General features: G+C 59.2%; 26 protein-coding genes. 17 read left to right on the top strand and 9 right to left on the bottom strand.

The window, feature by feature from the left end:
• The first annotated feature begins 11 nt into the window (after positions 1–11).
• On the top strand, positions 12–1,154 hold the full coding sequence (locus ACWKV9_RS22585; protein ID WP_483838324.1) for an alpha-hydroxy acid oxidase: 1,143 nt from the start codon (positions 12–14) through the stop codon (positions 1,152–1,154).
• Positions 1,155–1,237: 83 nt separating this feature from the next.
• On the opposite strand, the gene ACWKV9_RS22580 is transcribed toward ACWKV9_RS22585, so the two are convergent.
• From ACWKV9_RS22580 to ACWKV9_RS22560, 5 genes are all read right to left on the bottom strand, one after another.
• Positions 1,238–1,984, bottom strand: coding sequence for a class II aldolase and adducin N-terminal domain-containing protein (locus ACWKV9_RS22580; RefSeq protein WP_483838323.1), 747 nt, complete (start codon positions 1,982–1,984; stop codon positions 1,238–1,240).
• Between the two features lie 59 nt (positions 1,985–2,043).
• A complete protein-coding gene (locus tag ACWKV9_RS22575) occupies positions 2,044–2,877 on the bottom strand; it encodes an ABC transporter substrate-binding protein (protein ID WP_483838322.1) in 834 nt (277 codons plus the stop codon).
• Between the two features lie 27 nt (positions 2,878–2,904).
• A complete protein-coding gene (locus tag ACWKV9_RS22570; protein WP_483838321.1) occupies positions 2,905–3,777 on the bottom strand; it encodes a phytanoyl-CoA dioxygenase family protein in 873 nt (290 codons plus the stop codon).
• Positions 3,778–3,813: 36 nt separating this feature from the next.
• Entirely contained in the window at positions 3,814–5,337 is a 1,524-nt protein-coding gene (locus tag ACWKV9_RS22565; protein ID WP_483838320.1) for an amino acid ABC transporter permease/ATP-binding protein, read from the bottom strand.
• A 413-nt stretch (positions 5,338–5,750) separates the two neighbouring features.
• Positions 5,751–6,725, bottom strand: coding sequence for a LysR family transcriptional regulator (locus ACWKV9_RS22560; protein WP_483838319.1), 975 nt, complete (start codon positions 6,723–6,725; stop codon positions 5,751–5,753).
• A gap of 331 nt (positions 6,726–7,056) precedes the next feature.
• On the opposite strand from ACWKV9_RS22560, the gene ACWKV9_RS22555 reads away from it, so the two are divergent.
• The 14 genes from ACWKV9_RS22555 to ACWKV9_RS22490 all read left to right on the top strand — a co-directional run bounded on the left by ACWKV9_RS22555 (position 7,057) and on the right by ACWKV9_RS22490 (position 19,619).
• Positions 7,057–8,307 carry a flavin-containing monooxygenase gene (locus ACWKV9_RS22555; protein WP_483838318.1) on the top strand — a complete coding sequence of 417 codons (1,251 nt, stop codon included), beginning with the start codon at positions 7,057–7,059 and terminating at the stop codon, positions 8,305–8,307.
• 483 nt (positions 8,308–8,790) lie between these two features.
• A complete protein-coding gene (locus tag ACWKV9_RS22550) occupies positions 8,791–9,216 on the top strand; it encodes a RidA family protein (RefSeq protein WP_172611932.1) in 426 nt (141 codons plus the stop codon).
• Between the two features lie 29 nt (positions 9,217–9,245).
• Positions 9,246–10,406 carry an ABC transporter ATP-binding protein gene (locus ACWKV9_RS22545; protein WP_483838317.1) on the top strand — a complete coding sequence of 387 codons (1,161 nt, stop codon included), beginning with the start codon at positions 9,246–9,248 and terminating at the stop codon, positions 10,404–10,406.
• Between the two features lie 78 nt (positions 10,407–10,484).
• Positions 10,485–11,489: an NAD(P)H-quinone oxidoreductase gene (locus ACWKV9_RS22540; RefSeq protein WP_483838316.1), complete on the top strand. Its 1,005-nt coding sequence runs from the start codon at positions 10,485–10,487 to the stop codon at positions 11,487–11,489.
• Positions 11,489–12,163 (top strand): glutathione S-transferase, encoded by a 675-nt coding sequence (locus ACWKV9_RS22535; protein WP_483838315.1) that lies wholly within the window; start codon positions 11,489–11,491, stop codon positions 12,161–12,163. Before ACWKV9_RS22540 ends, ACWKV9_RS22535 begins: the two co-directional genes overlap by 1 nt.
• Positions 12,164–12,179: 16 nt before the next feature.
• Positions 12,180–12,656 carry a type II 3-dehydroquinate dehydratase gene (locus ACWKV9_RS22530; RefSeq protein ID WP_483838314.1) on the top strand — a complete coding sequence of 159 codons (477 nt, stop codon included), beginning with the start codon at positions 12,180–12,182 and terminating at the stop codon, positions 12,654–12,656.
• Positions 12,653–13,585, top strand: coding sequence for a 2-hydroxyacid dehydrogenase (locus tag ACWKV9_RS22525; RefSeq protein ID WP_483838313.1), 933 nt, complete (start codon positions 12,653–12,655; stop codon positions 13,583–13,585). The genes ACWKV9_RS22530 and ACWKV9_RS22525 overlap by 4 nt, the downstream gene beginning before the upstream one ends.
• Positions 13,586–13,764: 179 nt before the next feature.
• A complete protein-coding gene (locus tag ACWKV9_RS22520; protein ID WP_483838312.1) occupies positions 13,765–14,793 on the top strand; it encodes an ABC transporter substrate-binding protein in 1,029 nt (342 codons plus the stop codon).
• Positions 14,794–14,864: 71 nt separating this feature from the next.
• A complete protein-coding gene (locus tag ACWKV9_RS22515; RefSeq protein ID WP_483838311.1) occupies positions 14,865–15,719 on the top strand; it encodes an ABC transporter permease in 855 nt (284 codons plus the stop codon).
• A gap of 1 nt (position 15,720) precedes the next feature.
• A complete protein-coding gene (locus ACWKV9_RS22510; protein WP_483838310.1) occupies positions 15,721–16,539 on the top strand; it encodes an ABC transporter permease in 819 nt (272 codons plus the stop codon).
• A 72-nt stretch (positions 16,540–16,611) separates the two neighbouring features.
• The gene (locus ACWKV9_RS22505; protein WP_483838309.1) at positions 16,612–17,286 is read left to right on the top strand and encodes a DUF1028 domain-containing protein; all 675 of its coding nucleotides are present in this window, start codon (positions 16,612–16,614) and stop codon (positions 17,284–17,286) included.
• Positions 17,287–18,435, top strand: a complete 1,149-nt coding sequence (gene argE / locus ACWKV9_RS22500) for an acetylornithine deacetylase (protein ID WP_483838308.1) — start codon at positions 17,287–17,289, stop codon at positions 18,433–18,435.
• A 118-nt stretch (positions 18,436–18,553) separates the two neighbouring features.
• Complete coding sequence (locus ACWKV9_RS22495; RefSeq protein WP_483838346.1) at positions 18,554–19,066, top strand: nucleotidyltransferase family protein; 513 nt, start codon at positions 18,554–18,556, stop codon at positions 19,064–19,066.
• A gap of 118 nt (positions 19,067–19,184) precedes the next feature.
• Positions 19,185–19,619, top strand: a complete 435-nt coding sequence (locus tag ACWKV9_RS22490; RefSeq protein WP_483838307.1) for a GFA family protein — start codon at positions 19,185–19,187, stop codon at positions 19,617–19,619.
• Between the two features lie 191 nt (positions 19,620–19,810).
• Here ACWKV9_RS22490 and ACWKV9_RS22485 read toward each other — a convergent pair whose 3' ends face one another.
• Entirely contained in the window at positions 19,811–20,713 is a 903-nt protein-coding gene (locus ACWKV9_RS22485; protein ID WP_483838306.1) for a LysR family transcriptional regulator, read from the bottom strand.
• A gap of 89 nt (positions 20,714–20,802) precedes the next feature.
• Here ACWKV9_RS22485 and ACWKV9_RS22480 point away from each other — a divergent pair, with 89 nt between their 5' ends.
• Positions 20,803–21,816 (top strand): NADP-dependent oxidoreductase, encoded by a 1,014-nt coding sequence (locus ACWKV9_RS22480; RefSeq protein WP_483838305.1) that lies wholly within the window; start codon positions 20,803–20,805, stop codon positions 21,814–21,816.
• Positions 21,817–21,975: 159 nt separating this feature from the next.
• Here ACWKV9_RS22480 and ACWKV9_RS22475 read toward each other — a convergent pair whose 3' ends face one another.
• Positions 21,976–22,332 carry a MerR family transcriptional regulator gene (locus ACWKV9_RS22475; protein ID WP_483838304.1) on the bottom strand — a complete coding sequence of 119 codons (357 nt, stop codon included), beginning with the start codon at positions 22,330–22,332 and terminating at the stop codon, positions 21,976–21,978.
• Positions 22,333–22,407: 75 nt separating this feature from the next.
• On the opposite strand from ACWKV9_RS22475, the gene ACWKV9_RS22470 reads away from it, so the two are divergent.
• Positions 22,408–22,866 carry a hypothetical protein gene (locus tag ACWKV9_RS22470; RefSeq protein WP_483838303.1) on the top strand — a complete coding sequence of 153 codons (459 nt, stop codon included), beginning with the start codon at positions 22,408–22,410 and terminating at the stop codon, positions 22,864–22,866.
• Between the two features lie 229 nt (positions 22,867–23,095).
• On the opposite strand, the gene ACWKV9_RS22465 is transcribed toward ACWKV9_RS22470, so the two are convergent.
• Complete coding sequence (locus tag ACWKV9_RS22465) at positions 23,096–23,563, bottom strand: DUF1203 domain-containing protein (protein ID WP_483838302.1); 468 nt, start codon at positions 23,561–23,563, stop codon at positions 23,096–23,098.
• A 220-nt stretch (positions 23,564–23,783) separates the two neighbouring features.
• Positions 23,784–24,200 carry a GNAT family N-acetyltransferase gene (locus ACWKV9_RS22460; protein WP_483838301.1) on the bottom strand — a complete coding sequence of 139 codons (417 nt, stop codon included), beginning with the start codon at positions 24,198–24,200 and terminating at the stop codon, positions 23,784–23,786.
• Positions 24,201–24,391 lie beyond the last annotated feature (191 nt).

Genomic DNA, 24,391 nt, shown 5'->3' with positions numbered 1-24,391 from the left:
CAAGGGCGTCCATGGCTGAAATGACTTGCATCGAAGATTTGCGCAGGCTTGCGCGCAAGCGAGTGCCGCGCATGTTTTATGACTACGTCGACGGCGGCTCCTGGACCGAATACACCTACCGGGCCAATGAAGCGGACTTTCAGCGTCTGGAATTTCGCCAGCGTGTAGCGTTCGACATTACCCGGCGCAGCACGTCCACCACCATGGTGGACATACCGGTCAGCATGCCGGTAGCGATTGCTCCGACCGGGCTGACCGGCATGCAGCACGCCGACGGGGAAATCCTGGCCGCCCGTGCCGCCAAAAACTTCGGCATTCCTTTCACCCTGTCGACCATGAGCATCTGCTCGATTGAAGCGGTGGCGCAGGCAACCGAACTTCACCCGTTCTGGTTCCAGCTGTACGTCACGCGAGATCGAACGTTCGTGGAAGATTTGATCGAACGCGCGCGCAACGCCAACTGCTCGGCATTAGTGGTGACGATGGATCTGCAAGTGTTCGGTCAGCGCCACAAGGACAAGAAAAACGGACTGTCCATTCCCCCCAAACCGACCTTGCGCAATATCGTCAACATGGCGAGCAAACCGCGCTGGTGTCTGAATATGCTGCGCACCCGCAACCGCCAGTTCGGCAACATCGTCGGCCACGCCAAGGGAGTGGACAACATCAGCTCATTGGTCGAGTGGACACGGGATCAGTTCGATCCGCGCTTGTCCTGGCAGGACGTAGCGTGGATCAAACAGCGTTGGGGCGGCAAGCTGATCGTCAAGGGCATTCAGGACCCGGAAGATGCGCGTCTGGCGGTGGAATACGGCGCCGATGCTGTCATCGTTTCCAACCACGGAGGACGTCAACTGGACGGCGCGGGCTCGTCTATTTCGGCGCTGCCGGGCATTGTCGAGGCGATCGGTCACTACGCGGAGGTGCATCTGGATGGCGGCATTCGCTCCGGACAGGACGTGCTCAAGGCCATCGCGCTGGGCGCCCGGGGAACTTACATCGGCCGCGCCATGCTCTACGGGCTGGGTGCCCAGGGTGAACGAGGGGTGAGCACGGCGCTGGAGATCATCAGAAATGAACTGGACCTGTCGATGGCGTTTTGCGGCCGGACCGACATTCGCAACGTCGATCGCAAGATTCTGCTAAATCACTGAGCATTGCGCATCGTAGTCAGAACAAGGCGCCAGCACCCGAGGGGTGTGGCGCCAGGTCAGCGTTCGATTCAGTCAAACCACATTCAGTCGAGCATCGACGGATCAGCCTCGATCATCATCTCTTTCATTTCCTCGAAATGCCGTCGGGAGAAATCGGTGATCCCTTCCCAGCCCTTGGCAGTCTTTTCCGCCACGTCGTCTGCCAGCACCCGCAACGGTTGGCCCGTAGACCAGGCTGTCACCAGAATCTGGCACGCGCGCTCCAGGGTCCAGACGTCGTCGAAAGCTTCGCCGATATTCGGCGCAATCACCATGACCCCGTGATTACCCATCAGCAAGCGACTCTTGCCATCGAGCAATCCAGCCAGACGCTCGCCTTCGGCTTCTGTGTCGGCCATCCCACCGTACATCCTGTCGACTGCTACGCGATTGAAATAACGCGCGGTGTTCTGGTCGATCGGCGGAACGTGGGGATCGGCAAGACAGGCAACTGCCGTGGTGTAGACCGGGTGTAAATGCAGCACGGCGCGGGCTTGCGGCAAGCGCTGATGAATCTGCCCGTGAATCGACCAGGCCGTCGAATCGACGTCCGGGTGATCGGCACTGGCCGGGTCGTCAGCGTCCAGCAACAGCAGGTCACTGGCGCGAATACGCGAGAAGTGTTTCCACTTCGGATTGATCAAAAACTTTTTGCCATCGGCCGAGACCGCAGCGCTGAAATGGTTAGCCACCGCTTCGTGCATGCCCAGATGGGCGATGATCCGAAAAGTTGCCGCCAGATCGATGCGCGCCTGCTTCTCGACCGCCTGTTCTTCCACTGTTAATGCCATCAATCTTTCTCCGCAGGGCGTGACCACAACCAGCGGTGGCCACGCGCTATAACCTGGTATCAGGGCTTGGGCATCAGGGTGGCGATGTCTTCGTCTGTCGGTGCCTGGAAGTTGTACTTCTTCATCAGCGCGGCGTATTCAGGGGTCACGCGATACTTGTTCAGTGCCTCGACCAGCGCGTTCTTGACCTCGTCGTTGCCCTTCTTCACGCCCCAGCCGTTGAGCACCGGATAAATCAGGGTGTCGGAGGAAATCACTACGCGAGTGCCCAGTTTTTCAACCACACCACGGGCCACAGCCGCGTCGGTGATCTGCGCGTCGACGGCGTGCGCGAGCATCGCCTGAGTGGTTTGCGGGTCAGTGGCGTACTCACTGATTGCGATGGGCTGCAGGCCATTCTTGACGCAGTATTCGTCCGACAGTTTGTGCATCTGCTGCAACCACGCCGTCGCGGCCATCGAGCCGACCTTGTGACCGCAGAAATCTTCAGGACGCTTGGGCTGGTACTCGGCACCCTTGAGCGCAAGGATCGACTCACCGCTTTTCAGATACGGGATCATGTCGATGACTTTCACCCGTTCAGCGGTGATGTACATCGAGGAGTTGGTGAGGTCGAAACGACCGCCCTGCAGACCGGTAATCAGGTTCGGAAACCGCGTGTCGACAGTCTCGACCTTGCGCCCCATGACCTTGCCCAGACCGTCGAGAAACTCGATATCGAAGCCGGCAGGACGGTTATTGTCCATATATTCATACGGGAAAAACGTCACGTCGGAACCGGCAATGATCTTGCCGTCTTGTTGAAAGGCCGAAGCCGCCAACGAAGTCACTGCGACCGCAGCGCCGACCAGGCTCAGGGCGATAGGACGAACAATCTTGTGAAACGCTGTCATGGTGAATCCCCGCAAAGTTAAAAGAAGTCAGGCAGTGGCTTGGTCTTGTCCGGCTTGCTGTACAAAGAAAGAGGCGCCGCGTGGCTTCTGCGGCAAACGCATCTGATTGGCCGTGGAACGCACGAGGCCGCTTTCCTCACCGGCCACCATCAGGCCGGAGTGTTCGCTGGGCAGGGGGTTGTCGCCGAATGGCAGCGCGTCTTCAGCGGCATACACGCCGATGAAGAGCGTGCGCGGCAGTTCGGTCTCGTTAGGGCTTGAAGCGTGCAGCAAACGGGTGTGCATGAAGCACACGGAACCGGCGGGGCCGAAACAGGCAACGGGTGACTGGCAGTGGGCCTGGACGACCTCGTCATCCACCGCGCCGGTGAAACGCTGATCATGCCAGTGCGACCACAACGGTCCTTTATGGCTGCCGGGGATAACGTTCAGCGGGCCGTTTTGCGGCGTCACTTCGCTGACCATCAACAGCGCGGTGACGAGGTCGTCGTTGCTGTGGGGTGTGAACAAGAAATCCTGGTGCCACTTCACGTGCGTGGCAGTTTTCGGCAGCTTGGAGTTGATCTTGCTGTGATGAAAGCGCGTACCGCCGCCCCCGATCAATTGCGCGGAGATGTGCGCCATCCGCGACTGCAACGCAACGCGCTTGTAGACCGGCGAAATCTCGGTGGGCGAACTCACCCGACGCAGCGAAGGGTGATCGGCGCGGTGATCGCCTTCGAGGTCGAAACGCAGACGACCGTCAATGGTTTCGCCCCAGCCCTGCTGATGAGCGCGACTGTCTTCAACCCACTGGTCGAAGTCGTGCTGCAACGCCGCCACTTCGTCTGCCGACAGGACCCCTTCCACCACCAGAAAACCGTCCCGGTGGAACTGCTCAACCTGCGATTGCTCGATCATGCGCTTACCTTCTTGAAACTCGAACGATAAAAGTGGTCACGCCAGCGAAACGTCCTTGAGGAACGATTCAACGCGTGGGTTTTGGCCGCTGCGCAGCACGTGGGGCTTGTCGTCGCACACCACGCGGCCTTTCTCCATGAAGACGATCCGGTCGGAGACCTTGAACGCGAAATTCATTTCATGAGTGACGATCACCATGGTGATGCCTTCCTGGGCAAGGGCTTCGATGACCTGTAGCACCTCGGTCACTTTCTCCGGGTCCAGCGCCGAGGTCGGTTCGTCAAACAACATGATCTGCGGACGCATCATCAGGGCCCGGGCAATCGCCACACGTTGCTGCTGACCACCGGATAACTGATGCGGGTATTTCCAGGTGTGATCGAGCATGCCGACCTTGTGCAGCAGCGCATAAGCCTGTTGCTTGAGCTCCGGCAGACTGCCGAGGCGGTGGTAACGCGGCGCCATCAGCAGGTTGTCGAGCACCGTCAAGTGCGGAAACAGATTGAAGCTTTGAAACACCATGCCTATGTTCAAGCGGTGTTCGGCGTGCTCGACGTACTGAGGTTTCTGGGCGCCCTGCTTGTTCAGGTGAATGAAGGGCTGGCCATTGATCTTGATGTCGCCGTTGTCGATCTGCTCAAGACCGTTGAGCAAACGGATCAGCGTGGTCTTGCCTGAACCGGACGGCCCGATCACCGACACCACCTCACCAGGCTGAACGTTCAGGCTGACGGCGCCCAGCACCTCAACGTTGTTGTAGGCCTTGTGCAGACGGGTCGCTTGCAACGCCGGGACTTGCGGTTCGGTGGCCGCTTCACGCTGAATGACGGCGCGCTGCTGTGTCGCCAGCGCCAGCACCTCGGCGTCCGGCACGCGGGAGACATTGCGCTGGTTGACGTCCAGATATTTTTCCAGCCTCTTGAGCAGGAAATCGAACACAGTGACGATTAGCACGTAATAGAAGGCGACCGCCGCCATCGTCTCCATCACCAGGAAATTCTGCGAGTACAGGCGCTGACCAACCATGAGGATTTCGGTGAGCGAGATCACCGAGACCAGGGAGCTAAGCTTGACGATCGAGATGTATTCGTTGGCCAACGAGGGCAATGCAACCCGCAGCGCTTGGGGAATGACCACGCGCCATTGGGTGCCGAAGAACTTCAGGCCCAGGGCTCGCGCGGCCTCGGCCTGACCCTTGTGGATCGACAGCAGACCGCCACGATGAATTTCAGCCACATAGGCTGTTTCGCAGAGCACCATTGCCAGGAGACCGGCCCAGAAGGGATCGCCCAGCACCACGGACGCGGCGGGAAAGGCCTGGGGGATGTTGTAGACGAAAATCAGCAGCACCAGCAGCGGTATGCTGCGAAACAGCCAGATGTAGGCACGTGCCGGTGCGTTCAGCAGTGGACGTTTGGATTGTTTTGCCAGGGCCACGAAGAACCCCAGGCCGATACTCAATACCCAGGTCGCGAAACTCAGCTTGATAACGGTCCACGTCGCTCGCCAGAACTCGGCATCGAACAGCAAACCAAACATGTAATTCCAGTCGAATGTCATCGTCGCTGCGCCCTACAAAAAAATCTGAATGTGCAACCGGGCGCCCTGCTCTAACGCCTCTCACGGTGTGCACCGATGAAACGAGATTCGTGGAGCGAGGCACTCATGGTCAATTAGGATTAACTGGAGCAGTGCGTAGGCAGAACCGATGCAGCGCCCCGCTGTTTAGTTGCCCGTGCGTGACTGCATAACCGGCGGGCGCGCACGTCGCGCCAAAATGACGCATAACCCATTCCATTCGCGGGCGGGCGCCACACTTTGGTGCGCCCAGGTTCCAGCCACCATTGGGCTCGTCTGATACCTGCAGTCTGCAGGCTCGGGGGCTTTGCTTAAATTCGTTTCTGGTTTACGGCTGGGGCGGGTAAATCCGAAGCAGCCGCACCCGCCGAGGTGACCAACGCTGGTGCACCCGCTTAGTCGGCAGTAGGTGCCGGGCGTACAGCGTGAGGGTCAAAGAAGCTGGGCGCTGCCATGCCAGGGATGTATTGATCAGAAACGAACATACGGCAGCGCTCGGTAAATGCGGATACCACACGGGACAATTGCGCGTTGGTAGCCGTCGCGTAACCCAACTGCAACGGGTGCAATCCGCCCGCCAGACGAATGCGGATCAAGCGCTTGCCGTCTTGAGACATGTTGCCCTTGGGGCGGGCATTGGCAATGGTGTAGCCGATACCGTTACCGACCATCGCGCGCACGGTTTCGAGGTTGCTGGAACGCATCACGATGTTCGGCGTGGTGCCTGCCTGAATGAACAGGCTGAGGAAATATTCCCGACTCCACGGGATATCCAGCAGCACCATCGGGAAGGATTCCAGGTCCTGCAAACTCACCGTGGGCAGATGGGCCAGTGGGTGGTAATCCCCAACCATGACGTAGGGCGGCAATTTGGCCAACGGCTGGAAATCGATGTCAGCGCTGGCCGCCAGGTCGTAGGTCAGCGCGATATCAATCTCGGCGCTGCGCAGTTTTTCCAGCAATTGCTCGTGATCGCCCTCCACCTGAGTGATCCGCACGCCCGGAAACGCGCGCCCGAAACCGAACACCAGCTCCGGGGTGATCATCGGCGCGAGCGAATGCAGACATCCCACTCTCAAGGGCCCGCGCACTGTGTTCAGTGACTCTGAGGCGATCGTATAAAGGTTGCTCATCTGCTCAAGGATGAGTTTGGCCTCTTGCATGACCTGCCGCCCCACTGCCGTGAGGGAGATGCCTTGCGCGTGATGACGAATGAACAACTGAATGCCCAGTTCGGCCTCCACGTGGGTGATCGCCGCCGAGATAGACGGTGACGACACATGAATGCGCTCCGACGCCGCGCTGATACTGCCGGCTTCCCCGGACGCGACGAAATATTCCAGCTGGCGTTGAGTAATACGACTGAGCATCACGCCCTCCACATCTATAACGAGCGGGCGAACGACCGCGCCGACCCTTTGAATGAATCACTTTGCACAGGCACGGTTGCACGGTTCATGCCGGACCGGCTCCCAGCCGCCTGCATGCGACGCGGTGCCACAGCATTGGCACACGCCAGAGCGGGGTTCGGTTTTTCCTAAGCTATACGTTCAAAAAGCAGAATTTCCCAAAGACGGTCCCTTGATCACACTGGCCCCATGGCTGGATGAAGCCCGCAAAGCGGCTGTGCCTTCTAGACGTGCTGTCGTTGCTGCGGCATCGGCGAAACCGATCAAGGTCGATTCTCTTTAGGAAACTCAAATGTCAGTGGAAAAAATCAACACCTTGGTGGTCGGCGCAGGCCAGGCGGGTGTCGCGATGAGCGAACATCTTTCCCTCATGGGCGTGGAGCACGTTGTCCTGGAGCGCAGCCGAATCGCCGAACGCTGGCGTTCGGAGCGCTGGGACTCGCTCGTTGCCAACGGACCGGCTTGGCATGACCGCTTCCCGAGCATGAAATTTACCAACATCTCGCCGGAGGCTTTCCCGCCGAAAGAGCGCATGGCGGACTACTTCGAAGACTACGTCGCCATGTTGAAAGCGCCTGTGCGTACCGGCATCGAAGTGCTGAAAGTTGAGCGCCATGTGGGGCGGCCCGGCTTTAAAGTCACCACGTCTCAGGGCGTGATCGAGGCGTCAAACGTGGTCGCGGCCACCGGTCCCTTTCAGCGTCCAGCGGTGCCAAACATCGTTTCCGGGCAAGTCAGCGTTCAGCAACTTCATTCGTCGGATTACAAGAATCCGGCGCAATTGGCAGAGGGTGCCGTGCTGGTGGTCGGCGCTGGCGCCTCGGGCTCGCAGATCGCTGAAGAATTGCAAAAAGCCGGGAAGAAAGTCTTTCTCTCAGTGGGCGAACATTACCGCCCTCCTCGCTCGTATCGCGGCCGTGATTACTGCTGGTGGCTGGGTGCGTTGGGCCTGTGGGACGAAGTGCGTATCACGCCGAAGAAAAAACACGTGGCCTTCGCGGTCAGTGGCTATGAGGGCGGCAAAACCGTTGATTTCCGTCGCCTCGCCCATCAGGGCATCACGCTGGTGGGCCTGACCAAAGCCTGCGAGGACGGGGTCATGACGTTTGAGCCAGGTCTGGCAGCGAACGTGGCTGAGGGCGACCGGGCGTATTTCGACGTGCTGCGCGACGCGGATGCGTATATCGAGCAGAACGGTTTGCCGTTCCCGCCGGAACCCGAGGCCTGGGAGCTGTTGCCTGACCCGGATTGCCTGACGAACCCGCTGTTAAGTCTGGATCTCGAAGAAGCTGGCATCACCACGATCCTGTGGGCCACGGGCTTCAAGTTCGATTTCAACTGGCTGCAGGTCAATGCGTTCGATGAGAAAGGCGATCCGTTCCACAAACGCGGGATCTGCGCCGAAAGCGGGATCTATTTCCTCGGCTTGCCGAACCTGGTCAACCGCGCGTCCTCGTTCATCTACGGGGTTTGGCATGACGCGAAATACATTGCCGATCACATCGTTTTGCAGAATGACTACAAGGCGTATGAGCGGTCGTGATCGAGTAGGAAAGATCAAGATCAAGGGCGTCTGCCTTGGGGCAGACTGTTTCGCCTTCGGCGAGTTACTTGGAAAAGCACCCCGCCTTTGGTTTTAAAGAGCAGCCAAGGGTGCTGGCTCTCGGTTGGGCCCGCCTCCGTCGGGTTCCTTCACGCAGCTCTCGCTCCGTGGGCCCGCCGCCATCCGCCATCCATGGCGGGGGGCGGCTCTCGCGGCATCCATGCCGCTCGGCCCACGGAGCGAGAGCTGCGTTCAGCCTGCACCCAAGTCGCGCTATGTGGTGTCTGGGCTTTTTATGTTTGAAGTTCAAGATCAAAGGCGGATCGAGGGCTTCGCGGCTTTAGACGGCAAAAGCCACATGTGCCGGAAAGCCCGTCTCGCCCCGCCTTCGGTTTTACCTAACCAATACCCCACGCAAATGCTGGTTTCGTCAAATCACCCCCGATGTGAAGCTCTATCCCATCACTTCCAAGAGACGCCGACATGCCTACTCACACTCGCATCCGCATGTTCAACACCAAAGAAACCTATCCCAATCAGTCTCTCGACAACGACCTCTGCCAGGCCGTGCGCGCGGGTAACACGGTCTACGTCCGGGGCCAGATCGGCACTGATTTCGCTGGCAACCTCGTTGGCCTGGGCAACCCTCAGGCCCAAGCCGAGCAAGCCATGAAAAACGTCAAGCAATTGCTGGAAGAAGCGGGTTCCGACCTCTCCCACATCGTCAAGACCACCACCTACATCATCGACCCCCGCTACCGCGAGCCGGTTTACAAAGAGGTCGGCAAATGGCTCAAGGGCGTCTTCCCGATCTCCACCGGTCTGGTGATTTCCGGGCTTGGCCAACCTGAGTGGCTGATGGAAATCGACGTCATCGCAGTCATTCCGGATGACTGGACCGCCGCCTGAAACCCCAACCCCTCGCTGACGGAGTCGCCATGGCAACTGCACAGATCGCACCCTTTGAACCTGCGACAGTGGCCGTGGGCACGGCTGCAACTGCGAAGATCAACATCGCCGTGCAACTGGACAACGTCCTCAAGCGTTTTGGCGACTCGATTGCGCTGCATGAGGTTTCGCTGAAGATCCAGGAAGGCGAATTCGTCACCCTGCTCGGCCCGTCGGGCTGCGGCAAGACCACGCTGCTCAACCTGATGGCCGGGTTTGACGATGCCGACAAAGGCGAAATATTCATCGACGGCCAGTTGGTCACCGAGACCCCGCCTTATCAGCGTGAGATTGGCATCGTCTTCCAGAACTACGCGTTGTTCCCGCACATGAACGTGGCCAGGAACATCGGCTATGGGCTGCGGATGCGCGGCGTGCCAAAGGGCGAGATCGCCGAGCACGTCGAGCAGGCGCTGGCGCTGGTCAAGCTGCAAGGCTACGGCGAGCGCAAGCCGCGCGAGCTCTCCGGTGGGCAGCAGCAACGTGTCGCGCTGGCCCGGGCGCTGGTGATCCGGCCCAAAGTGTTATTGCTGGACGAGCCATTTTCAGCGCTGGACAAGAACCTGCGGCTGTCGATGCAAATCGAGCTCAAGGACATCCAGCGCAAGCTCGGCGTCACCACAGTGTTCGTCACCCATGACCAGAGCGAAGCGCTGAGCATGAGCGACCGAGTGGTGGTCATGTCTGCCGGGCATGTCCGCCAGATCGGTACGCCGGATGCGATTTATCGTCATCCCGAAGACCCCTTCGTCGCCAGCTTCGTGGGCGACGTCAACGTACTTCCGGGGCGCTACCTGAGCCGCGACGAGCTCGCGACCCTGGCCTTTGGCGACAGCGTGCTGCGCCTGCCGCCTGAGCGGGTTCATGCCGATGTCGGCGCGCGAGTGGACATTTATGTGCGCCCGGAAAACATCCGCCTCGGCGCACTCGGCCCCGATACGTTGCTGAGTGCCACCGTGGTCACCCATGTCTTTCAGGGTGATCACGTCGATATCCACCTTGACGTCCCTGCTTTGGGCCAGACCCTTCTGTTCGTCCGCCAGTCCGGGCTCGACGCTCTGACTCGCTGGCCGATAGGTGCCGCGGCGGGCCTGAGCTTCGATGAAGAAGGCGTGTGCGCTTTCGCCGCCGACGTCCCGCCCCTTTCCTGAATTCGAGCATTCCATGACCACACGCCATCGTCTCAACCGCCACCTCAGCGTCTGCCCTCAAGCGTCCGAGCAGCTCTTATGAGTGCGCTTCCCGTCACCATCACCGCGATCATCGCCCGTGAACCCGGCGGCCCTGATGTGCTGCAAAGCGTGCAACGTCCTATGCCCGCGCCACAAGCCGGTGAGTTGCTGATCCGCGTCGCAGCCGCAGGCGTCAACCGTCCGGACCTGATGCAGCGCAGCGGCATGCCGACGCCGCCCGGCACCCCTGACGTGCTGGGGCTTGAGGCGGCGGGCACGGTGGTGGCCGTAGGTGACGGCGTCCACGACTTCAAACCCGGCGACTGCGTCATGGCATTGCTCAACGGTGGCGGTTATGCGCAGTACTGCCTCGCCCTGGCCGCCTACTGCCTGCCAGTACCCGATGAACTGCCCCTCGAAGACGCCGCAGGCGTGCCCGAAGCAGCCTTCACCGTGTGGCATAACCTGTTCGAGCTGGGCCGTCTGGGCGCAGGCGATACCGTGTTGATTCATGGCGCGGCCAGCGGCGTCGGCAGCTTCGCCGTGCAATGCGCCCATGCGGCGGGTGCGCGGGTTATCGCCACCGCAGGCGGCGCCGACAAGGTGCTGATGCTGGAGGCGCTGGGCGTCTGGCGTGCGGTTGATCGCCATCGCGAAGACTTCGTCCAGGTGATCGCCGAATGCACCGAAGGACGTGGCGTCGATGTCGTCCTCGATAACGTCGGCGGCCCGTACGTGGCGCGCAATCTTGACGCCATGGCCGCTGGAGGGCGCCACGTCAGCCTGTCGTTCCTGCAAGGGGCGAAGATTGAACTGGACCTGCAACTGCTGATGCGTAAGGGCCTGAGCCTTACCTCGTCCACACTGCGGCCCAAATCTGTCGCGGAGAAGACGCGTCTGGCGACCTGCATTCGCGCCAACCTGATGCCGTGGATCGTCTCGGGTCAGGTTCGGCCGCTGATCCACACCCGCATGCCCCTCGAACAGGCCGCCCAAGCGCACCGCCTGCTGGAGAGCAACGCCAATCTCGGCAAAGTGCTGCTGATCGCCGATGCCACCTGATGCCTAACTCGCTTGACGGCCTGCAAGGCCATCAACCCGACATCGTCGCCGGAGAGCCCATGTTCAAACTGTATTACGCCGCGACTTCGCCCTACGTGCGCAAGGTGATGATTACCGCCCACTGCCTGGGACTGGAGGGGCAGATCCAGAAACTTGAGTCCGCCGCCCACCCGATCAAGCGCGACGAGCGCATTGCACATTTCAATCCGCTGGCGAAGGTGCCGGCGATGCAGACGGTTGATGGCCTGGATCTGTACGACAGCCGGGTGATCTGCGAATACCTCGACACCCATGCTGGCGGCTCGCTGTTCCCGCGCGAAGGCACGCAACGCTGGGCCAGTCTGGTCCGACAGGCGTTGGGGGACGGTCTGCTGGACGCCGCCATGCTTGCCCGCTACGAAACCGTTGCCCGGCCTGTCGACAAGCAATGGGACGGCTGGCTCGACGGGCAACTGACCAAGATTCGAGCCGTGCTGGCCGACATCGAGACCCAGGCGGCGCTGTACAGCGTCGTGCCCGATGACATCGGCCTGATCGCCATTGGCTGCGGCCTCGGTTACCTGGATTTCCGCTTTGCCCATCTCGACTGGCGGTCCGACCACCCCGCCACTGCCGCCTGGTTCGGCGTCTTCGACCAGCACCCCGCGATGGTTGCGACTCGCCCTGTTGCATAACGCCCTGGAGTGAATCATGCCCCGTACCGTGTTTTTTCTTAACGGCCCCAACGCCAACCTCTATGGGCTGGACACCAAAGGCACCTATGGCAGCGAAAGCTTTGCCAGCATCGAAACCCGCTGTCAGCGCCACGCCGCCGAACTGGGCTTGCAATTGGAGTTTCGCCAGAGCAATCACGAAGGCGTACTGGTGGACTGGATTCAGGAAGCGCGCCTGCACGCCGACGCCGTGATCATCAATGCGGCCGGCCTGACTTACAGTTCAGTGCCGATTCTCGACGCGCTGCTCGCCTTCGACGGCCCGATCATCGAAGCGCACATGAGCAACATCTGGAAGCGCGAGAGTTTTCGTCATCACTCCTACGTGTCCAAGGCCGCCACCGGGGTCATTGCCGGGCTCGGCGCTCTCGGTTATCGACTGGCGCTCACGGCGGTGGCGGAACTATTGGACGTGCAGACCGATGAAGCTCAGCCACTGGAGGCCAAACCATGACATCGACCCTGGTGTTTTACAGCGAGCACGACAGTTTTGAAGAATGGAGCGCGCTGCTCACACCGCTGCTGCCTGGGGTGCGCATCTGCCAGCCCCATGACGTCGAAGACCCGGACAGCGTGCACGTGGTGATGGGGTGGAAACCGCCGCAGGGTTTCTTCGCGCAGTACCGGCAGCTCAAATTGCTGGTCAACCTGGGGGCTGGCGTCGATTCGCTGGTGGGTCGCGATGACCTGCCCGCCGTGCCGATCACACGTATTTCCGATCCCGATATGGGTCGCATGATGGCCAGCTACGTGCTCTTTGCGGTGCTGCGTTATGCCCGCGACATCCCGGCCTTCGAACGCGCCCAACGTGAGCGGCGCTGGCACTACTTGCACCCGCGTTTGCCATCGAGCGTGCGGGTCGGGGTGCTGGGCCTGGGAGAGCTAGGCGCCTATGCGGCGCTCGAACTGGCGCGTCAGGGTTTCGATGTGCGCGGCTGGTCACGTTCGGAAAAACAGCTGGATAACGTCACTTGCGTGAACGGCATGGCCAGTCTGGACGGCTTTCTCGCCAGCAGCGACATTCTGGTGGTGATGCTGCCACTGACGCCGCAAACCCATGGCTTGCTCAACGCTGAACGGCTGGCCCTCTTGCCCAAGGGCAGTTGCTTCGTCAACGTCTCACGGGGTGCCGTCGTCGATCAACAAGCGTTGACCGCTGCACTTGCCAGCGGGCAGATCGGCGAGGCGACGCTGGACGTATTCGATCGCGAGCCATTGCCGCCCGAGGACCCACTCTGGGCGCTGGACAACGTGCTGATCACACCCCATCTGGCTTCGGTGGCCATACCAGCCACCGCCGCGCAGCAAGTGGCGGACAACATTCAGCGACTGAACCGAGGCGAGCCCGTGCTGAATCAGGTTGATCCGGCCCGCGGTTATTGATGATCGCGGACACTTGAGTGACTGCGTCGCAAATTCCGATGCACAAGTACAGCAAAGCCTGTTTTACCGATCCAGTGGCGCCACTCCATGATGGTCCCATCGAACCGATGCGCGTCTACATGGTGTGCACGCGCGTTGGCGAGACGTCCTCCTTTCCGTACAGCCAGAAGGAATAGAACATGCTGCGTAACGTCATTGCCTTGACCTTGTTGAGCGCGAGCCTGCTGGCCGCCGCGAATACCAACGCCGCTGACAAACTGGTCGTCAGCACTTGGGGCGGCAGCTTCAAGGACCTGATCGACGAAGCCATTGGCAAGGAGTTCACCAAGCAGACCGGCGTTGAGGTCGAGTACATCACCGGCGGCACCATCGACCGCCTCAACAAGGCCAAGCTCGCTGGCACCGCTGAGTCCGACCTGACCTTCACGACGTCCCACGTAGGCTGGCTGTACACCAACGACAAGCTGTTCGAAACCCTGGACATGAGCAAGATTCCCAATGCCGCCAACCTGGTGCATCAGGCCAAACTGAGCCCGTCGCACATTGGCGTTTGGGGCTACGTCTACACCATCGGCTATCGGCCGGATCTGGTACCCAAAGGCGTGACCTTCGACAGCTGGGCAGACCTGTGGAAACCCGAGCTAAAAGGCACGCTGGCCCTGCCCGACTGGGACCCGAGCCACATCATCGCGGTCTCGGCCAAGCTCTCGGGCAGCGACGCCGAGCACTGGGAAAAAGGCGAGGACAAGCTCAAGGCGCTGATTCCCAACATCAAGTCGTTCTACACCAACGACGCCAACAGCCAGCAGCTGATTGCCACCGGCGAGACACCGGTGCAGGTCATGCTGTCCATGAACGCCTATCACATGATGGAAGAAGGCGTGAACATCAAGCTCGCCATCCCCAAGGAAGGCGCGGTACTGGGCGTTGATGCGATGGGCATCAACACCGGCAGCAAGCACGCGGACCTGGCCTATAGATTCATGAACATAGCCTTGTCGCCGGAAGTACAAGCGAAGATCGCCAAGATCAACCGTGGCAGCCCGGTGGTGACCAATGCCCATGTCGATCCGGAAGTCGCCAAGCTGCCGGGGATGCTCACAACCCCTGCTCAGTGGGACGCGACCCTGAACATCGACCCTGAGCTGCGCGCCCAGAAATCAGCGGAATGGCGTAAGTGGTTCTCTGAAAACATCATGGCGCACTGAGTGCTGGCGTAGCTCCAGCATTTGTATTGTTTCAGCGGCCTGCTGTATTGGCCGCTTGCATGGAAGACCCCATGACTCGAAGACCTGCGTTTGTCCTGTGGTTCGTGCTGCCGTCGGCGTTGACCGCCATCGGCCTGACGATCGCGATGCTGACCGTGCTGCAATACAGCGTGCGCGCCTACGTTCCAGGCTCACTGGACGTGGGGGGGTTTACGCTCGATAACTTCCAGGATCTGCTCAAGAGCCTGTATGCCCAGGCGTTCTTCAACACCGTGTCCTTGAGTTTCAAGACCGCCCTGTTTGGATTGTTGCTCAGCTATCCGCTGGCCTACGCGCTGGTCCGTACCCGCACGGGCTGGCTGAAGTCGAGCATCCTGATCATCGCGATCACCCCGCTGTTCCTCGGCGAAGTGGTGCGCACCTACTCCTGGATCATTGTGCTGGGCAGCAGCGGTTTTCTGAACAGCCTGTTGCTGGCGATGGGCGTGATCGACACTCCGCTGCAATTGATGTTCACCCAGACCGGCGTGGTCCTGGCATTGGTTCACGTAACAATGCCGATCATGGTGCTGATGCTCGCCACCGGGCTGTCGCACATCGACCCGGCCTACGAGAAAGCCGCAACCAGTCTTGGCGCCGGGCCGATTCGCGCGTTTCTCACGGTGACGCTTCCGTTGTCATTGCCGGGTATCGTCGCCAGCCTGACGACCGCCTTCGCCTGGACCTTCAGCGCTTTTGCCACGCCGCAGCTGATCGGCGGTGGCAAGGTCAGCACCATCGCCACGCTGGTCTATCAACTGGGCTTTTCGTCTCTGAATTTCCCGTTCGCTGCGGCACTGAGCGTCGCGGGCCTGGTGCTGACGATCTTGCTGCTGACGGCGCTCAAGCGCATGACGCGCTCCCTGCATACCGTCGGAGGCCATTGAGATGACGCGTTCCAATCGCGACAAATGGCTCGGCCACGCGGGCCGCCTGCTGGTGGGGCTGATTCTGCTGTTCGTGCTACTGCCCACGATCGTGGTGATCATCTCCTCGTTCAGCAGCACCTCAGTGCTGTTCTTTCCGCCCAAAGGCTGGTCGTTGCGCTGGTTCGAACGAGCCCTTGCCTACGACGATTTTCGCAAGGGGTTCTACGCCGGGCTGATCGTCACCGCCTGGGCCTCAAGCCTGGCAGTGGTGATCGGGACAATGCTCGCCATCGCCATCCATCGCTTCGATTTCCGCTTCAAGCGCCTGCTCGAAGGCGTGCTGCTGTCGCCGCTGTTCATCCCGCATTTCACCATCGGGCTGGGGCTGCTGATGCTGGTGGCGCAGCTCAATCTGGGGCGCGGATATGCGCTGGTGATCTTCTGCCACATTCTGCTGGTGCTGCCATTCGTCCTGCGCAGCCTGTATGTGTCGCTGCACAATCTGGAGCAGCGTATCGAGCTGGCCGCTGCCAGTCTTGGGGCCTCGCCATTGCGCGTAGTGTGGACCATCACCGTGCCGCTGATGATTCCGGGGTTGTTCGGTGGCTGGCTGTTCGCAGCCATTTTGTCGTTCAACGAATTCACCGCCTCGCTGTTCGTCACCACCCAGGCCACCCAGACCTTACCGGTGGCGATGTATAACTACGTGCGTGAGTTCGCCGACCCGACCCTGGCTGCGCTGTCGGTGATGTACATCGCCGTGACCGCAACGTTACTGACGCTGGCCAATCGTTTTCTGGGATTGGGCCGCGTGCTGAATGTCGAAGGGGCACGCTGAACGCGGCCCTGAATTGCTCATCTATCGCCCGTTGTACGGGCGCCGAATACGTATCAGAAAGGATCGGACACCATGACGTTTTCCATCATTGGCCGCTGCGCCGAAACCGGTCAGCTGGGCATCGCCATCAGCTCTTCAAGCATTGCCGTCGGCGCACGCTGCCCATGGTTGCGCCCAGGTGTAGGCGCGGTCTCGACGCAGAACATCACGCTGCCGGCTTTGGGCAGCCATGTGCTCGATCAGCTGGAGCTTGGCCTGTCACCCGGGCAAGCGATTGCCACCGTGCCAGCCTACGACGCGTTCAGCCGGTTTCGTCAGGTGACTGTCATCGATCATCAGGGCAACACCGCGATCTTCAACGGCACCGAAACCCTGGGCTGCGTGCACTCGGTAGCGGGTGAGCAATGCGTCGGTGCCGGCAACATGCTGGCCGATAAGGCCGTCATCGATGCACTGGTCAAGGCCTTCGAAACCACCGGCGGGCAATTGGCCGATCGTTTGATCGCCGCCATGCAGGCCGCGATGGCGGCCGGTGGCGAAGCGGGCCCTGTGCATTCAGCTGCCTTGAAAGTGGTGGGCGACGTGAGTTGGCCGATCATTGACCTGCGCGTCGACTGGGCCGAGGAAGATCCAATAACAGCGCTGGCGCAGTTGTGGACCGCCTACCGCCCGCAGATGCAGGACTACCTGACTCGGGCTCTTGACCCAACCCGGGCGCCGAGCTACGGCGTGCCGGGAGACGAATGAATGAGCAGCCGAGAGATTCTGGCGGCACTGATCGGCTTCGACACCACCAGCCGCGAGTCCAACCTGCAACTGATCGAGTTCGTTCGTGATTACCTCGCCGGGCATCAAGTGCCCTGCGAACTGATTTTCAATGATGAAGGCAGCAAGGCCAATCTCTTTGCCACCCTCGGCCCGGACGACAGGCCTGGGGTTGTGCTGTCAGGCCATACCGATGTAGTGCCGGTGGATGGGCAAGCGTGGACCGTGCCACCCTTCGAACTCAGTGAAAAGGACGGCAACTTGTACGGTCGCGGCGCAGCGGACATGAAGGGCTTTATTGCCTGCGTGCTGGCCGCCGTACCGGGATTGCTCGCCCAGCCACTGCGTATGCCCGTGCATATCGCGTTGTCCTACGATGAAGAAGTCGGCTGCCTGGGCGTACGCAGCCTGCTCGCCGAGTTGGAACAGCGTGCGATCAAACCTGCGCTGTGCTTGATTGGTGAGCCCACTGAACTCAAACCGGTGCTCGGTCACAAGGGCAAACTCGCCATGCGCTGCGATGTACACGGCGCGGCCTGTCATTCGGCGTATGCCCCGCAAGGGGTCAATGCCATTGAGTACGCCGCTGAGCTGATCGGTGAGCTGGGTCGTATCGGGTCGCGATTACGCGCCGTGGAATTGCAGGATGCCCGCTTCGATCCGCCCTTCTCTACCGTGCAGACCGGCCTGATCAGGGGCGGCAAGGCGCTGAATATCGTGCCTGCCGACTGCAGCTTCGACTTCGAGATACGCACCCTGCCCGATCAAAATGCCCACGATGTCGCCCGGCAACTGGAGCAATACGCGCATCACCAAGTGGTACCAAAAATGCAAGCAATCAACGCTTCAAGCGATATCCGCTTCTCCGAGCTGTCCGCCTATCCAGGGCTGGCGACGGATGCCCGTGGCGAAGCGGCCATGCTAATTGCCGAATGCTGTGGCTCCCAGGATTTCACCACTGTGGCGTTCGGTACCGAGGGCGGGTTGTTCGATGCCATCGGTATACCGACAGTAGTGTGTGGGCCGGGGAGTATGGATCAAGGGCACAAGCCCGATGAATTCATCAGCGTCGAGCAACTGGATGGCTGCGATCGCATGCTCGAACGCCTGACCCAGGCACTGCGCGCTTGATACTGGCCCTCGGCGTAAACGATATTGAGGTCAGCCATTCGTGATTGCAGACCATCTGAAGAGCGCCACGGCGCAGCAAAAATGGCTCATAACGCATATTGCGGGCGATCCAGTGCGAATGCAGATTCTCAGGCAGGTACGTGCGTTGAATGCGCCGGATTGCTGGGTTGCCGCGGGCTTCGTGCGAAGCCTGGTCTGGGACCGATTGCATCAAAGATCATGCTCCCCGCTGCCTGCCGATATAGATGTCATCTGGTACGACCCTGAGCAGACCGACGCACGCACACACCAATCCCTGCAAGCATCTTTGTCAGCCATGGACCACGAGGTGAAATGGTCTGTGAAAAATCAGGCTCGAATGCATGCTCGCAATGGCGACGCGCCTTACATGTCCGCAACCGATGCAATGGTCTATTGGCCGGAGACGGCAACAGCCGTGGCGGTCAGGCTCAGTGCGCAAGACGAAATAGAAATAGCGGCACCTTTCGGCCTAGCTGATTTATTTGCGTTGGTGGTGAGGCCATCACCACGGTTTCAGCAGGACAAACACGCGATATTTCTCGGCCGGATTGATTCCAAGCAGTGGAAATCAAAATGGCCGGGGTTGACCTTCCCCACTGATGGCCGCTAGCTTTTCCGTAAAGCTATTAAATTGTCAGATATCCGTTGAGATACTCCGGGATATAAATTGGGTGGGATAGCGGATGGTTGCTATCGGCCATGAGCAGTCATCGGGAAAGGAGAAGTAAATGGACAATGCGAGACCTTTACGAGCTTCGTGTCATTGTGGATCAGTACAACTCCTGGTACGACTTACCGAAGAACTCAATACCGCACGACGATGCAACTGCTCTTATTGCCGCATGAGGGGCGCCGTGGCTGTATCAGCAGAGACCCAAGACATAGAGGTCACTGCTGGCGAAGAATGGCTCACGCTGTATCAGTTCAACACCCTGCAAGCCAAACACTATTTCTGCTCAAAGTGTGGGATATACACACATCACCAGCGCCGTTCCAACCCAAAACAATACGGGATTAACGCGGCCTGTCTGGAAGGCGTTAGCCCATTTGATTTTGGAGAGGTGCCAGTAAACGAGGGGCGAATCCACCCAATGGATAAGGCGGGGGAAAGCGGGCCTAACATCGCTGGATACCTGCGATATTTTCCAAATACTGCTGACTGAGAAAAAAGTCACTATATCGTTTGGTGCTTCGACGACTGCTTTGCGTTGCGGATTCAGCCGGTCGACGCAACAACGCGATTGGTCAGGAGTCGTCAATCAATGATCCTTAAACGCAAAATCCCGCCGAAACGGGAGTCGATCGACTCGGCCAGCGCCCGCGCAAACACCCCCCCTAGCCAAAAGTCACGACTTCACCCAAGTTCAATCAGCATGTCCAAAAACGCGCGCACAGCAGGATTGCTGCGGCGACTCTCTGGCCAAATGGCCGTGATGTTTTGCCTAGGCACCGCGAATTCGGAAAGAATCGGGATCAGCTCATGGCACCTCACCCTGGGGGCGGCCATGAAACTCGCGGCCATGCCTATGCCTGCCCCAGCTGCCATTGCGGCCAGGAGCGCTTCGCTCGCATCCACTACGACAGGCGATGACGGCAAAACTTCGATCTCCTTATCTGCAATGCGAAACGGCCAGCGAAAGGCTTGACCGCTACTTTGATAGCGCAGGTTCACCGTATCGTGATCCGCTAGTTGATCGGGATGCTGAGGGATGCCGCGCCTCGCCAGATACTCCGCAGAGGCGTAACAACAGAGCGTGTACGGCATGAGCCGCCGGGACAAAAGCGAGGAGTCCGCAAGCTCACCGATCCTGACAGCAAGGTCAATGCCTTCCTCAGTCAGGTCCACTATCTGATCGCTGAGTCGAAGGTCGATGAGCACCTTCGGATGGCGTTTGCGGAACTCCGCGATGGCGGGCGCAATAAGGTGCAGACCGATCGGAAGCGATGCTGCAATCCGTAACGTGCCTGCAGGCTCGGAGCGCGCTGCCTTCGCCACCTGCTCGATTTCTTCCGCCTGGCGCAGCAGCTGCAACACACGCCCATGAAGATCGCGACCCTCGGGGGTAAAGGTCAGCGAACGTGTGGTGCGAATAAATAGCGCCATCCCGAAATGCCGTTCCAGCCGCTGGATACTTTTACTGATCGCCGACGGCGAAACCGACAGCGAGCGGGCTGCCGCTCTGTAGTTGCCCAGAGATCCTGCGCGCGCGAACGCAATCAAGCCACTGAGCCGTTCAAATCCTATTGGTTCCTTCATGGCACCATTGAAACGAAAGTCAGCCTTATTATCAACCTCGCCAACAAGGCTTAAGCTCGGTCGAATCGATCAGTCTGAATGAGGTTGTCATGAGCGAAACCATGAAAGCGGTGCGATTACACGAATTCGGCGGCCCGGAGGTCTTGCTTTATGAAGATGCGCCCAAACCCTTGGCACAAGCCGGCGAGGTACTGGTCCGTGTCCATGCGGCAAGCCTTAACCCGCCGGACCTTTATCTCAGAGACGGCTTTCGGTCCCTACCCCCTGAGTGGCGGCCCGTTGAGAAATTTCCGATGATTCTGGGCACGGATGTATCTGGAGAAGTTGTAGCAGTGGGCGATGGAGTTTCCCGATTCAACGTCGGTGACGAAGTGTATTCAATGGTGCGTTTTCCGGAAGATCTGATGACCGGCAGCGGCGCGTATGCCGAATACATACGCATCCATGAGTCAGAGCTGGCGCTCAAACCCAAGGGCACAAATCATATCCAGGCTGCAGGCGCGCCGATGTCGCTGCTCACCGCGTGGCAGTTTTTGATTGACGTGGGTCATGACGAGCCGAACCCTTTTCAGTCTTTTCGACATACGCCAGTCCCGCTTGAAGGCAAGACGGTGTTGGTCAACGGTGCCGGGGGTGGCGTGGGGCATCTGGCGGTGCAGATTGCCAGATGGAAAGGCGCGCACGTGATCGCGGTTGCCTCAGGCAAGCATGAAAGCCTGCTTCGCACGCTGGGCGCGGAGGTATTCATTGATCACACAAAGATAGCCGCCGAAGCTGCTGCCAAGGATGTGGATCTGGTGATCGACGCCGTTGGCGGCGCAAATATGGAACGCTTTTTGCGCATCATCAGGCCGGGCGGCACCCTCTTCCTCGTCAACCCATTAGGATTCGCCGGGCATAAGGAAGCTGCTGATCTGGGAGTCACCGTATCCACGACACAAGTACGCTCCAATGGCGCCCAACTGGCAGAGGCGGGAGAACTGCTCAACGACGGCACTGTTCAGGTTGTAATCGACAGCACCTTCGCACTGGCCCAGGCATCGGATGCGCATCATCGAGCTTCACGGGGCAGCATCCAGGGTAAGGTCGTGCTTATTGTCTGAGAGTTGGATATCTGATCTTGAATCGATACCTGGATGGAAGGGGAAAAAACCAACAGGGATGAGTCGTGACTTAGCGGACGGGCACTCGACCGGCCGGTTTTGGCCAGGAGCGGTCTTTAACGCGGACCCCTCCTCCCTGGTTGCTAGGCTCCTTGGCAGCTAGTTTCCCAGCAAAGGACATACCTGTGTCGCACGTATAGCCAGCAGCCCGCGCAGTTCCTGCATTTGCGCCACTCTCTTGTCGAGCAAAGCTATTTTCTCGATAAACAAGCGGGCCAATACTTCGCCGGACACCCCTTCGCTGCCCCACAGAAGCGGCAGATTTTCACCAATTTCGCTTAACGAAAACCCCAGTTGCTGAGCCTGCTTGATGTACCCCACCAGTTGCAGCATCTGCTCTGGATAAAGCCGATACCCGTTCGCGGTACGCTGAGGCTTGATCAAGCCTTTCTCTTCATAAAAGCGCAATGCGTCAACGGTCACCCCCGTTCGCGCTGCCATTTCTCCGATTTTCATAATCAGCACATTTCCTCTTGACCCTGGACCTTACACCAGGCTTTAGCCTGCGGGTTCGAACAGTGAGGGAAGACCATGATCAGCGTAAACAGAAATCTGCAAATAGTCCGGCTGAGCGCCAGCTACGACCTGGTGGTGACAGCGGGATTCATGACGCCTTGGACTGCACCTCTGCTTCTTGAGGCTGTAGCAGCGTTATCCCACAAGTTGGCCTTGGCCCGCCCAGTTCCGACGTTGGATGTAACCAGCCTGATGTTCGCCAATTTAATGGGCAGCCTGGTGGTGGTCTGGTCACTCTGGCGGCTGATGCGCCCAAGTCGCAGCGTCGGATGGTATGACGCCGTTGCCAGGGTACTGTTTTCATTCTGGCAGCTGTTTGCGGTGGCGCATGGCGCCAGTTTTCTCCTGCTGGGCTTTACCTGTGCCGAGGTAGTCTTTGCCATTGTGCAGACGTTGCCGGTGAACAATACAAAAGAAAGCAGCCCATATTCACCTGAAGGTAGGGGGACGAAGGTTCCCAGCAGTGTGGCCTGAGCAAGCTGATGTCTGTTCATTGATGCGTTGATGCCATAGCCTCTTTGCGGGAGGTACGCGATGACGATAAGCGATAAGCGATAAGCGATAAGCACCGCGACGTGTAATCTGCGCAGTCAGCAGATACCTCTTAGAGACCATAACGGTTGATAGTCTGCAATCGGCCAATACCGGCCAGTCGTTGACCGGTAGAGTCGATAGAAGGACGGGCCACCCAGACCTGCGGTGACTACGCCCGATCTATTCGCCCTGAGTAGCAACCCTGTTTGGCATTGTGAACATGAATGTAACTAACCTCTGGATTTGCAAACATCCGAGTGACTACAGGTTCTATCACTATTCCATCAGCTACGTCGGCGTCCAGCATCATCCCATCATCATTGAAAGCGCGAAGTGATAGCAGGCGGATGCGCATCGACTCAGGTACCTGATCGACTGCGTCATAAGCTTGCGTAGCCCACTCCCGTATGAAGATCGCGTGTGAGGCACGGTATGGCGTCTTGGCTGGCTGACAGACATGGTTGAGTAAAAGCACGCTCTGACCCAGTTCCACATCTTTCATTTCGATACGGTCAGGAAAGCCTGGGTTGCTGTCGACGATGTAACGCTTCATCCCAAAAGATGCCAGATCTTGGTCGGGCAATCCAAACAGTGACTGGAATGGCTCGGGGGCAAGGCCAGTTATCCGGAACGCCATGGTCGGACTCCTATTGGTTTAGAGTCCGATCAGACTGCAACTCGTACCGTACTTACTATCCGATTCTTGCTGCCTTATTCAAACTGCCGCGACCGGCAGTTTTGGGTCGATAGCTGTCGTTCGCAATGAACAAAAACTGCGCGAACACGCTTAGCAAAAGTTGGAAGACTTTGTGGCAAACAGTAGCTATCGATCGAGAGTCAATGCCCAGTGCGGACCATCAAGCCCGACGCTCATACGTTAAGTAGTCATGGCGACCGGTGCCGGTGCATGAAAAGCCCGCTGTCTGGTACATCAACTTCGCGGGGTTATCAGGCCGCACGCTTAAACGAAACTGCTCGAAACCCTGCCGTGCCGCATCGTGTAAGTAAGCATCAAGGAGCGCCTTTCCCACACCGAGCCGCCGATAATCTGGCCTTACGTGAAGTGTGCAAAGTTCGGCATAGCTGTGTTCGGGCGCCCATAACATATAGCCCGCGAACTGACCCTCCATGACCGCTACTGTCAGTCGGTCCAGATTCTCTACCCAAAGCGTCAGGTGCCGCTCCAATTGCGAGCGCCATGCAGCTTCATGATCCGGCTCCCAGCAGCGAATATAGCTCTCCTCACCTCGGTAGATGGCGGGGAGATCAGTCACACAGCCTCGTCTGAGATGGAGTGCCATTCCATGTGTCATTTCATTAGCCTTTGATAGAGCGAGATAACATGGTGAAGCCCGCGTCGCATTACGCAAAACCTGACGGCCAGGTCGTAACCTTAACGTAAGCATTAGGTGTGAGGCAGGTATCGGCCAAAAGGCCGTCATTCAGAACAGTACAAACGGCTGCG

It is taken from the genome of Pseudomonas corni (assembly GCF_057128765.1).
Note: the sequence above shows the minus strand (reverse complement) of the source record. Positions and strands in the feature narration are given on the sequence as shown.